Source organism: Celerinatantimonas sediminis, assembly GCF_046054195.1.
GTDB lineage: Bacteria > Pseudomonadota > Gammaproteobacteria > Enterobacterales > Celerinatantimonadaceae > Celerinatantimonas.
In genome coordinates, this window is the sequence record NZ_JBEQCS010000001.1 from 494,418 (window position 1) to 506,457 (window position 12,040).

Sequence of the window (12,040 nt, forward strand, 5' to 3'; positions counted from 1 at the left end):
AAAAATTAGGTCGCTGTCGACAGTGCATGATTTTAAACGCACTGCTTCTAATCATTGGTTTAATTTGCCTGTGGTACAGTGATAACCTCACCGCAGTTTATCGCGTCATCGCTATCTTTATTAGCGCAGCTGCTGGGTTATTGCTGCTCGCGCATTTAGTGATGGCGCTTTATTATAAAATCTCAGGTGATTCAAAGCTAAATTGATCAATCACCGTACAAGCTTGCTGCATTAAATCTTGATGGGCATCGAGCCAGTGGATATTGTCACCGCGCCGCTGCATCTTGCGAAACCAGGTATCTTGGCGTTTGGCAAATTGATGAATTTGTGAATTTAGTTTCTGAAACATATCGTTGTAATTAAGCTCGCCCTTGAGGTGCTGCGCAATCAAACGATATTCCAGCCCAAAAAACTCCAGCCGCTCGAAACTCACGCCCTGTTGATGTAGTGCTTCAACCTCTTCTAGCATTCCTTGCTTAAAACGCTCTTTAAGGCGCTCAGTAATGCGCGCGCGTAGTTCGCTGCGCGGCCATTGGATTCCTAGAATCAGTGGCTTAATTTGCGCATAGGACACCGGTTCAACTGGCTCTTTCTCACCGAGTGCAATTTCTATCGCGCGTACCAAGCGAGGCCTAACTATTAGGTCCGTGTTGTTATGCTGTTCAGGTTTAAGGGCCAGCAGTTTTTCTTGGAGCTGCTCTAAGGACAGCTCTTTTAGTGATTCGCGAAGAGTGTGGTTAATTGGCACTTCTTTAAGTGCAAAATTTTGGGTAATGGCATCAATATATAGCCCGGTCCCACCAACCATAATGGGCAGTTTCTGTCGGTGGCAAATGTCTTGATAAGCGCTAAAAAAATCTTGCTGATAATGAAAGACGCTGTAATCAGAACCTGGCTCGACTAAATTAATCAGGTGATAGGCAATTTCGCCATATTCTTCTAAATCTTTACCAGAGCCTAAATCCATCCCTTTAAAAACCTGACGCGAGTCAGCGGATAGAATTTCACCTTGATAATGGCGGGCGAGCTTAACGCCTAAACCGGTTTTACCCGATGCGGTAGGTCCGAGAATAACCAGCAGATTGTATTGGCTTGAGAAAGACATATGCACTTTGTTTGATTAAAAACCTGAGGAAGTTTAACAAACCTTGTTTCGTTCGAACAAAGCTTTTATCAGTGCGCGGCAGTGAAGATGGTGCAGATGCAAAATCGGCACGCTGAGCGTGCCGAAATTAAGAAGACGAATCCGTTAAAAAATCCTAGCGTTGCCAGAAATATTTATTAACTTCGTCCTGACGTTCTTGTTTGTTTAAACCGATATCCCGGAGCAAGTATTCAGGCATATCCTGTAAATGCTGACGAGTACGATGGCGATCTTGCCATTGGTTCATTACAACTGCTGCTTTTTGAAAAATTTGACGCCATGACATAGCGTCCTGATTACGGTGTTCTACCTGTGCGATTTTTGTAGCCATTGTGGATTCCTCCTTCGTAAATTCTGAGCAGATAATAGTCAGTCACTGTATAGCAATCAAACGATCAAAACTCATGTCTAAGGATTACTTTTTCTAATGATTAATGGCTGCCTTGTTTACACTGATGTTACGTCTTGCAGCGATGGATATAACTCATTAGCGCTATCAGTGAAAACCCATATCTATTAATTATTGCAGTTATTACAAGGGTTTTTGTGACGGGTTCGGGGAAATAATAAAAAATCTCAATCCGTTAAATTTAACAATTTATTCATATAAATTTATTTAACCCAAATGCGATATAGAGTTATCTATTTTTTATGCATATATCAGCGCTTTTGGCCCAACTTAATGAATAAATATGTCAGCAGCGGCAAAGATGGTTCGAGGTGAAAAATTTGAGCTCAAGTCCTGACATCTTTTGCTGATGTTGCGTATGATGAATATAGATGCGATCAGATAGGAGGATTTGTGAATTTAGATTTTTCACGACTCAAAGGCAATGATAGTTATCACGCCATGATCCAGACGATAATTCCCCGTCCAATAGCTTGGGTTTTAAGTGAAAATGACTCAGGTAACTACAACATTGCTCCGTTTTCTTTTTTTAACGCCGTGTGTGCTAACCCACCTTTAATCATGTTCTCGGTTGGGCCTGCAACGGACAACCGCGATGAGAAAGATACCCTTTATAACATTCGTAAACGCCGTCAGTTTGTCGTGCATATTGCGGATGCATCATTAGCCGAGCAGGTGACCCAGACAGCTGCGAGCTTGCCACGTAACCACTCTGAAGTTGGAGCAAGTGAACTTACCATGAGTAAGATGACTAAATTTGCACTGCCACGCATTAGTCAGGCAAAAGTGGCGCTGGGGTGTAAATTACATCAACTGCAAACGATTGGTGATGAGGGCGCTCAGACGCTAATTTTCGGGCAGATTATGCAGGCTTACATCGATGATGATGTTGGCTATATTAATGATCAGGGGCGGATTATGGTGAACCCGCAAAAACTGATGCCTCTGGCTCGTTTGGGGGGAAATATTTATCAGTTGCCGGGTGATATTCTTACTGTAAGACGACCTAAATGATGTCAATTTTAGATAAACAAACGCCGCCATAAGTGGCGGCGCGAAAGTAACTAGCAGAAAAAGATACGACTACTCATCGTCTTCTTTATCCCATGCCAATGAGCGCTTCACGGCTTTTTTCCAGCCTTTATAGCGATTTTCACGATCTTCTCTTGGCATTTGTGGTGCAAAGGTTTGGTCTATCTCAAGCGATTTGCGTATCGCATCAGTGGAAGGCCAGAAACCAACCGCAAGGCCTGCAAGTAAGGCTGCACCAAGCGCAGTAGACTCAATCATTTTTGGCCGTTCGACACGGGTGCCCATGATATCGGATTGAAATTGCATTAAGAAGTCATTAGCGACAGCGCCGCCATCGACTTTTAGTTTTGCCAGTTTAAGCCCTGAATCCTGCTGCATTGCATCAAGAATATCACGGCTTTGATAGGCAATTGATTCTAATGCTGCACGGATAACATGATTGCGGTTTGCCCCACGAGTTAAGCCGACTAAGACGCCTCGTGCATGTGGGTCCCAATATGGCGCGCCGAGTCCGACAAAGGCGGGTACCAGATATACGCCATTTGTATCATCGACTTTGCTGGCAAAATAGTCGGTATCGCGAGCTTCATGGATAATTCCCATTTCGTCACGTAGCCATTGAATGGTTGCGCCGCCCATAAACACCGAGCCTTCAAGCGCATAGTTGACTTCACCGTTATCACCAACAGCGAGTGTGCTGACCAAGCCATGCTCTGATTTAACCGCAGTTGTGCCGGTATTCATTAACATAAAGCAGCCAGTACCATAGGTGTTTTTGGCCATTCCTTTTTGGGTACACAGCTGACCGAAAAGTGCCGCTTGTTGGTCACCCGCGATACCAGCAATTGGAATACGAGTCCCGCCTTTACCACCGATATTGGTTTTACCATAAATGGTACTAGAACCTTTTACCTCCGGCAGCATGGATTTAGGAATACCCAATTCATCGAGCATTCGTTCGTCCCAGTCCAGCGTATTAATGTTAAATAGCATGGTACGTGAGGCATTGGTGTAGTCAGTGACGTGAACGCGCCCTTGCGTCATATTCCAGATGAGCCAGCTGTCAACGGTGCCAAAGGCCAGCTCACCGCGCTGGGCTTTTTCACGAGCACCTTCAACGTTATCTAAAATCCATTTGATTTTTGTACCTGCGAAATAAGCATCGATAACCAAGCCCGTATTTTCACGAATATATTGCTCTAAGCCGCGCTCTCTTAGTTCATCACAGATGTCACTGGTGCGTCGGCACTGCCAGACAATTGCGTTATAAACTGGTCGGCCTGTTTTGCGATCCCACACAACAGTGGTTTCACGTTGGTTGGTGATCCCGATGGCAGCCACTTGATCGGAGCGGATCCCTGTTTTAGCGAGCACTTCCACTAAGACGGAACTTTGACTTGACCAAATTTCCATTGGGTCATGTTCAACCCAGCCGGTACGAGGATAATACTGGGTGAACTCGCGCTGCGAAACACCGACAATATTGGCCTGTTGGTCAAAAATAATAGCACGTGAAGAGGTTGTTCCCTGATCAAGAGCGACAATATAATCTTTGTTTGGAATGGAATCACTCATAATTAATACCTTGTTAAACTTTTGAAGACTGATGAGTCGCTGATGGTAATGACGACTCCTGTTCTTTTGCTGGCGATTCGCTCTTTGGCATGGCTCGCGCTAAAACCCGACTATATAAAGCTGCTCCTATCTGTGCTCCTATAATGGCACCGACTACTGGTGCCCAGGCATAAAGGGTTGGACGTCCTCCGGTCATGGCAACATTGCCCCAACCGAGCCAGTCAATCATTATGCGTGGGGCTAGATCTCTGGCTGGATTCATTGAAAACCCGGTTAATGGGCCAAGTGAGGCGCCTAAGGCCGCCACTAATAACCCGACCAAAATTCCGCTAAAAATGCCTTTGGGTCCGAGGTTTTTATCATCTCCAAACGCTAAAATACCCAACATTAAAATGGCCGTAATTGTGATTTCAACAAACATGGCATGGATATTAGATAAGTTAGCATTAGGGAATGTGGTAAATATGCCAGCCGTTTGCAAGCTTGCTATAGAACCACGAATCACATGATGTTGAACTTCCCAGTGAGCAAGCAGTGGCTGATATAAAAGATAGGTTAGTCCGGCGCCAATCGCTGAACCAATAAATTGGGCGACGATAAAAAATGGCACTTTCTGCCACTTAAATCCCATGAAGCTTGCCAGTGCTAAAGTAACCGCTGGGTTGATATGCGCCCCAGAGATCCCACCGATAGAATAAATGGCTATTGCAACAGCAAGACCCCAGATAATACTGATTTCCCACTGCCCGAACTTAGCAGAACTAAGCACAAGCGCTGCGACACAGCCGGTACCTATAAACATGAATATCGCCGTTCCGATAACTTCGGCCAGACATTCATCCCATAGTGACGGGTGTTGTTGCTTCATGTTGCCTCTCTATAAATTAGTTGTTATATGCAGCAAACAGATTATTGACAATAAATAAACATTTGTGAAACATATTTTATTAAAAATTTGAGCGATATCACTCATTAATTCATTTAAAATGTTTTTTTACGAAATTAAAAAGTTTGTTTTTTCGTGATTATTGAGAGAGTTGGACACGACAGTGTGTCAAAAACTCGCTAAAATCAGTCTATTCATAAACTTTTCGTGCTATCGCTTCTGCGCGATGGCTCCAAAGTTTGTCAAATAATAAAGAGGGTTGAGTCTTTGAAGCAATCAGAACGTCACAGCCAGATTATTGGACTTCTCGGCGAACATGGTTTTTTAAGCACTGAAGAGTTAGTGAATTACTTCGGCGTAAGTTCGCAAACGATTCGTCGTGACCTTAACGATCTTGCCGCGCAGCGCCGTATTCAGCGCCATCATGGCGGTGCATCACTACAAACCAGCACTGAGAATGACCCTTATCCAAATCGCAAAATGGCATTTCTTCAGGCAAAAGAAAGAATTGCTAATGCAATCGCCGAACAGATCCCCCACGGTGCGTCACTGTTTATTGACATCGGTACCACAGCTGAAGCTGTGGCGCAGGCACTGCTGCAACACAAGGGGCTTAGAATTGTCACCAACAACATTAATGTGGCTAGCACATTGCTCAAAAACGAAGATTGCATGGTGATCTTAGCTGGCGGCGAAGTGCGTCATCGCGATGGTGGCATTATTGGCGAAGCAACCCGCGACTTTATTCAGCAGTTCCGTATGGACTACGGCATCCTTGGTATTTCAGGGATTGATGAAGACGGTTCACTGCTTGATTTTGACTATCATGAAGTGCGAGTGAAACAGGCTATTATCGCCAATGCTCGGCATACCTTTTTAGCTGCCGATGCCAGTAAATTCGGGCGTAATGCGATGGTGAACATGGGCAATATCACTCAAATTGGCGCCTTATACACCGACGTTGAACCGCCGAAAAAGATTAGTGAACTGTTAAGCGCCAACCATATCGAATGCCATCTCTGCTAACACCTCTGCCACTGATTTGATGAGCTAAAATGCTCATCAAATTGTCATACTTATCAGCTAAACTCAGACAAGGATTCTGGCTATTTTGAAATGCTTGGCGCCAGATTGTGAGCCCTTTAAATGTTCTGGACGCTCAAATATGTGTCGGTAACTTGTTAATGTGTCCTTTTGCGAAAATTTTTTAATAAAATGATTGAAATTTTTCGTTTTCGAACAATAATGGGTGTTAAAACTTTTTAACATTTGTTGTTGGAGGATCTATGGCGATTCACGAATATGATCTGGTTGTGATCGGAGGCGGCATCAATGGTTCGGGGATCGCTGCTGATGCGGCCGAGCGAGGACTAAAAGTCGCGCTATTTGAAGCAAAAGACTTTGCTAGTGCGACATCATCGGCTAGCTCTAAACTTATTCACGGAGGTCTGCGTTATCTTGAGCAGTATGAATTTCGTTTGGTTCGCGAAGCTCTCGGTGAGCGAGAAGTCTTATTGCAAAAAGCTCCGCATCTGATTACACCAATGCGATTTCGTCTGCCACATCGGCCTCATCTTCGTCCGGCATGGATGATTCGCATCGGCTTATTTTTATATGATCATCTAGCAAAGCGGGTCACTTTGCCTGCTAGTTGTGGAATTCGCTTTGATCCACATACGAGTGCACTGCAAAGCCAGATTCGCAAAGGCTTTGAGTACTCTGATGGTTGGGTAGATGACTCACGTTTGGTTGTGGCGAATTTGATGCATGCCCGTGAATTGGGCGCAGATGTCTATAACTATAGGCCTTGCGTGAGCGCAACACGAGATAATGGTCAATGGCTGGTCACCGTTCAAGATGAGCGCTCTGGTGAAACCTCCCAAGTCCGGGCTAAAGCGCTGGTTAATGCCGGTGGTCCTTGGGTGAAATCTATTTTCGATGAGCAATTAAAATTGAAATCACCTCGCGGGATCCGCATGATTCAAGGCAGCCATATCTTAGTGCCACAGATCCACAAAGAAAAATGTGCCTATATTTTGCAAAATGAAGATGGTCGTATTGTCTTTGTGATCCCATATTTGAACAAATACAGTTTAATTGGGACCACCGATTTAGAATATAAAGGCGATCCCCGCCAAGTTCATATCAGCGAGTCAGAAATTGACTATTTATGTAATGTGGTCAATAACCACTTCAAACATAACATTCGCCGTGAAGAAATTATCTGGAGTTACTCGGGCGTGCGTCCTCTGTGTGAAGATGAATCCGACTCTCCACAGGCCATTACCCGTGATTACACGCTTGAGCTGCAAGATGAGCAGGGGCAAACGCCACTTGTCTCAATCTTTGGTGGTAAGCTGACAACCTTCCGTAAACTTGCCGAAGCGGCCGTGAATAAATTGCAGCCCTATTTTAATTGCGGAGACTGTCAGAGTGAAAAAAGCATTCTTCCTGGTGGGAACTGCGACCCTGAGCAATTGGCTACTCAGCTGTTAAATGACTATCCGTTTTTAAATAAGACAATTTGTCGGCGTATCGCGCATGCTTATGGCACCAATGTCTTTAATTGGCTTGAAGGTGCTCACTCTAAAGAAGAGCTAGGTCAATGGTTCGGTGAGCAGTTAAGTCAGCGTGAAGTGGATTATCTGGTTAGCGTTGAATGGGCTCTTAGCGCGGATGATATTCTCTGGCGACGGACAAAACTTGGGATTATTACCGATGAAAGTGACGCTAAAGCACTAGCTGACTATTTACCAAGTATGCAATCAGCCGATGAAGCTCCAATGGCTCAGGTTGGCTAGAGCTGCTTCAATTCGTTGTATTGATAAAAACCGCTGGGAATAACCAGCGGTTTTTTATTCGAACAAAAATTAAAAAGAATATAAAAATTATAAAGTTATAAAAAATCCATAAAGAGGCTAGAGTAGAAGAGTGAGGGAGTACTTTTGCTTCCTACCAGCGAAGGTCTTTGACTACATAACGGCTCCTCATTATGAGGTTTGATAGTTAATGCATTTCCCCGGCTCCCTCACCTCGATATAGAACTAACGCGAATTTTATCCAAAATCAATATTATATAAATAACAAATTCTATTTTATATTTAAGTTGAGTATTTAAATTATATAAATTATAAACTTACATAATTTAGTGAACTCTTATATGATAAAAACATGAGGGAGCAAGATACTCTAATAATGTCCTTTTGCGGAGCACTGCATCGGCTTACATAATGCTCCTTGACTATTATGTAGCTTTTGCTTTTCTTGTCTCCCTCACTTTTAAACTCATTTCGGTATGAAATGCTATTCATATAAAATCAATTTATTTTTCTATTTCGTTATCTATCTAATTCTAGTTGATAACTTCTTGTAAAATCATTCAATGTTGTGTTCTCACGTTTTAAATATACTACGACATATTATCTATTCTTATATGTGCTCAATAATAATTAATGATTTAAATACACAGAGAAGATAAAATATTTTAAATAAAAACACCTGCAGTATTAACCTGTTTTATCTACTAAATAGTATTTTCTGTACATCTTTGTTTTATATGAAAACTGCCTCAGTGATCACTTTTTTTGATTATATTTTCCTTGCTTTAGTATAATTTACATTAACTTACAATTTATACCGCGCTATTAGATTTAATGGTCAGGCCATAAGCTAAAAAGTTATAAAATAATATAAATTTTTTGAAAAATATTTAACTGCACTAATAGCAATTTTTATTTGATTATTTTAAATAAACAAAATTTAACAATATTAAGTTTTATGGTACCGATTACATTAAATTTGTTATAGGTGAATCATTATTTTTACTCATGGAAAAATATATTTAAATATATAAGAATAATTTCTATAGTAATTATAAATTGTTGATGAATCAACTAATAACATGGATGTTTATAAATAGATTGGTCATTAATTAAGGATGGATTAGTATGACTAAAGAGCAAGAGAATAAAAGCGACTCAACACGGAGTGAACAAAATAAAGATCTGATAGATGAAAATGACTTAATAAAAAATCAGATAACGCCTCCATTTTATTACACAATCAGTAAACATAAATTAGCCGATAAACCTAATTGGATTCAATTTTCTCTAGGTCCAGCATTCTTTTTTCATTGCAGTTGTTCTCCACAGATATTTATAAGAGATCAGATGTGGATGGCTCTGCATCCTGAAACAAATTATATTGTTATTCAGTTTTTAATTTCCGGCAGTGGTAAAGTGATATGTGGTGAAAATTCATTTAATGTGAGCAATCAGCTTCATGTTATCAATTTAAATAAGACTTCTCGTTTTGAATGCCATGGGATGGAGGTTGTTGGGGTTGCATTGCCAACTGATTTTGTTATGGATGAATATCCTCGCATAGCAAGGATCTCTGGTATCATATCTAATAGTGGTGATATTTTAGAAAAAATATTTAAGGATATAATATTATCAATTATTTCTCATCGAGAAATAATAAAAGAAAATGAGTTTAATAAAATTAAATTACTTTTAATAAAAAACTTGAATATAATAATTGATAGACGGGAACAGTCTAGAGTTAATTATAAAAGTGATAATGTTATTGATTTTATTATGAGAAATATTAGAAATTCTGAACTATCCATAGAGTATATTTCTAAGCACTTATTTATATCAAGAGCATCATTATATCGAAAGTTTAAAATAGAAGGTGGCATAAATCATTTTATATCTGCTATTAGGGTGAAAATATGTTATAATCTAATTATGAAAAATACCCAAATGAGAATTAAAGATATAGCTATAAAGCTAGGTTTTAAAAGTCCTTCATATCTTTCTACATGCTTTAAGAAATTCTATGGTATTTCTCCACATCAAATGAAAATTGGTGTTCAAAATAGACATGAACATCGAAATAAGAAAAAATAGAAATTGCCATGGTTTACAGTAACTCAATTTTCATTGGGTTACTGTAATTAATTTAATAATTTTTATTAAGCTTAAATTTTAAGCATGAGTTCATGTTTTTTAGTAAATTAGTAGTATTAAATAAATTTACTGGAAAGATAAGAATGATAAATTCACACCTAAAAGAAGGACCTATTAAAAAAGGTAAGATAAAAAAGGTTGTATATATATCGATTTTCTTAATGCTAATCATTCTATCTTTTCCTTTTATTACAAATAAACTTTTTATAAATAACTATGTGATGAGAGATGTTTGTACATCAGTTCTTAAGACAATAGTTTATGAACCATTAAAAATGAATTTATTAGATATTAATGACGAATCAGATAAGCTTTCTCTAAAAGAAGCTCTAGATATGATTAATCATAAATATAGTATATTTTCATCACCGGTTTCGATAAACAGATTGAAAAATATAGATATAACTGTTGCTAAAAATGAGTATTCTCAGCAGAAATATTTAGAAAAAATATTTATTCATATTTCTTATCGTTCTGATAAAACTGATTTCAGTCAATTTAAACAGAAGTTTACATGTGTCTATGTAAAAGATTATTTTAATAGATCTTACCTATATTCATTAAAGTTTAATAATAGAGAAGTTGTGAATCTTTCAGAATTTTTTCTTTTACATGAAAGGCCATCACGCCTCACTCCATTATTAGAATTGAGAAAACTGAATTATATCGAAAAACTAATGATCTTATTTCAAATTAAATAAATAATTTAAATAATCTTTGACTTTTTATTATATGAAATTTAGTTTGGATAGAGTATCCTCGTGAAAATGTAGTGATTTAAATGCGACTATTATTTATTTTTATTTGTGTTATCTCATTGAATTATGTTTTTTCATATAACTCATCAAATGCTAAACCAAATACTCCTCTAAATTCGCATGATCAAATTTCTTTTAAATTAAATAATTCGACTGCCGAAAGTCCCAAAATATACAACCATAATGATAATGATGCGAATAGTACGTTAGCTAATGATCATCATTCAAGAACAAAGTTATCTAGCCTAGCTCTGTCATCATATAAAAAAGATATAAGAGAGAATTTTTTTTAATTAGTAATAATTTTAATAAATTTAAGAGGGGATAAAATGTTGACTGACTTTAGTATAGGTTCTGCGGTTGTGGGAGGGATCGTTGGTGCAGTGTGTATGGTCATTTCGGCAAATAAGATAGAAGCAGTTAAATATAATAGAAAAAATAAGTCATATCTATCCAATCTATATCTAGAGTTGCAAGATATTAGTGAAGAGTGTTCTAATGAATTAGATTGTCTTTATGATATCTATGCGAAAGCTATTCATCAGGATAGCTCTGATACACCTGGTCTCATTAAAAAAATTGATCTACCAGAGTATTTGCTTAATTTAACTTTAAAAGAGTTTATAAAAACTAATTTATTTATATTAAAAATAAATCAAAGAAAATCGTTAAAAAAAATCATTAGCCTTATCGATAAAAGTAATATTTATTCATCCAGATTGATGAATGATTGTAAAGAAGGAAATATTTCTCAAATTATATATAATTCTAGATATTTAATAGTATTGCATGCAGTTATCTACCAACTCTCATTGAATATGGCTATTCAAAAAGACAGATATATTATTCCTAGTAAATCTACGAATCAATTGCTAAGAACAACTTTAGAGATAAAAAGAATGGATTTATCTACAGCTGCTTGTATCCGTTATGTAAATTATCTTGGAACTATTAATTAAAAACGATTGTTCATACTTAATAAGTATTTTTATTGGTTATGAAAAGATCTGATTAAGTTCTCCTTATGGCCTTAATCGAAAACTACTCTTTAGCCCCCAAATCCAATCTGCTGTGCATCTTCCCTCTGAAGTAAAAATAAAATTTATTATGTTGTTTTTATTAGCAAAGAGCTATGAAGTTTAGTTAAGATATATATCTCCTTTATATTGGCAGTTTCACTTAGCCGGCTTTTGCCGGCATTTTTTTACAAATATAATTTTTATAACTTTAGAAAATCTAAGTAAGTGCTCTTAACTGACATAG

The 12,040-nt window shown here is 38.4% G+C and carries 11 protein-coding genes; 7 read left to right on the top strand and 4 right to left on the bottom strand.

The features are described 5' to 3' along the window. Positions 1–26 precede the first annotated feature (26 nt). Positions 27–206 carry a DUF3624 family protein gene (locus ABTQ23_RS02325; protein ID WP_498038931.1) on the top strand — a complete coding sequence of 60 codons (180 nt, stop codon included), beginning with the start codon at positions 27–29 and terminating at the stop codon, positions 204–206. Here ABTQ23_RS02325 and miaA read toward each other — a convergent pair. Together miaA and ABTQ23_RS02335 are read right to left on the bottom strand one after the other, a co-directional pair. Continuing rightward, positions 173–1,105: a tRNA (adenosine(37)-N6)-dimethylallyltransferase MiaA gene (gene miaA / locus ABTQ23_RS02330; protein WP_408614014.1), complete on the bottom strand. Its 933-nt coding sequence runs from the start codon at positions 1,103–1,105 to the stop codon at positions 173–175. The two genes, ABTQ23_RS02325 and miaA, sit on opposite strands and share 34 nt — an antisense overlap. 154 nt (positions 1,106–1,259) lie before the next feature. After that, positions 1,260–1,475, bottom strand: coding sequence for a DUF1127 domain-containing protein (locus ABTQ23_RS02335; protein ID WP_408614015.1), 216 nt, complete (start codon positions 1,473–1,475; stop codon positions 1,260–1,262). Between the two features lie 471 nt (positions 1,476–1,946). Between ABTQ23_RS02335 and ABTQ23_RS02340 the strand changes: the two genes are divergently transcribed. After that, positions 1,947–2,567, top strand: coding sequence for a flavin reductase family protein (locus ABTQ23_RS02340; RefSeq protein ID WP_408614016.1), 621 nt, complete (start codon positions 1,947–1,949; stop codon positions 2,565–2,567). A gap of 69 nt (positions 2,568–2,636) precedes the next feature. On the opposite strand, the gene glpK is transcribed toward ABTQ23_RS02340, so the two are convergent. Beyond that, positions 2,637–4,160: a glycerol kinase GlpK gene (gene glpK / locus ABTQ23_RS02345; RefSeq protein WP_408614017.1), complete on the bottom strand. Its 1,524-nt coding sequence runs from the start codon at positions 4,158–4,160 to the stop codon at positions 2,637–2,639. Positions 4,161–4,173: 13 nt separating this feature from the next. After that, entirely contained in the window at positions 4,174–5,028 is an 855-nt protein-coding gene (locus ABTQ23_RS02350) for an MIP/aquaporin family protein (protein WP_408614018.1), read from the bottom strand. Positions 5,029–5,313: 285 nt separating this feature from the next. Between ABTQ23_RS02350 and ABTQ23_RS02355 the strand changes: the two genes are divergently transcribed. The 5 genes from ABTQ23_RS02355 to ABTQ23_RS02375 all read left to right on the top strand — a co-directional run bounded on the left by ABTQ23_RS02355 (position 5,314) and on the right by ABTQ23_RS02375 (position 11,736). Continuing rightward, positions 5,314–6,072 carry a DeoR/GlpR family transcriptional regulator gene (locus ABTQ23_RS02355; RefSeq protein ID WP_408614019.1) on the top strand — a complete coding sequence of 253 codons (759 nt, stop codon included), beginning with the start codon at positions 5,314–5,316 and terminating at the stop codon, positions 6,070–6,072. 260 nt (positions 6,073–6,332) lie between these two features. Continuing rightward, positions 6,333–7,847 (top strand): glycerol-3-phosphate dehydrogenase, encoded by a 1,515-nt coding sequence (gene glpD / locus ABTQ23_RS02360; protein ID WP_408614020.1) that lies wholly within the window; start codon positions 6,333–6,335, stop codon positions 7,845–7,847. A gap of 1,146 nt (positions 7,848–8,993) precedes the next feature. After that, complete coding sequence (locus ABTQ23_RS02365; protein WP_408614021.1) at positions 8,994–9,959, top strand: helix-turn-helix domain-containing protein; 966 nt, start codon at positions 8,994–8,996, stop codon at positions 9,957–9,959. A 92-nt stretch (positions 9,960–10,051) separates the two neighbouring features. Next, positions 10,052–10,720 (top strand): hypothetical protein, encoded by a 669-nt coding sequence (locus ABTQ23_RS02370; protein WP_408614022.1) that lies wholly within the window; start codon positions 10,052–10,054, stop codon positions 10,718–10,720. 386 nt (positions 10,721–11,106) lie between these two features. Continuing rightward, complete coding sequence (locus ABTQ23_RS02375; RefSeq protein ID WP_408614023.1) at positions 11,107–11,736, top strand: hypothetical protein; 630 nt, start codon at positions 11,107–11,109, stop codon at positions 11,734–11,736. Positions 11,737–12,040 lie beyond the last annotated feature (304 nt).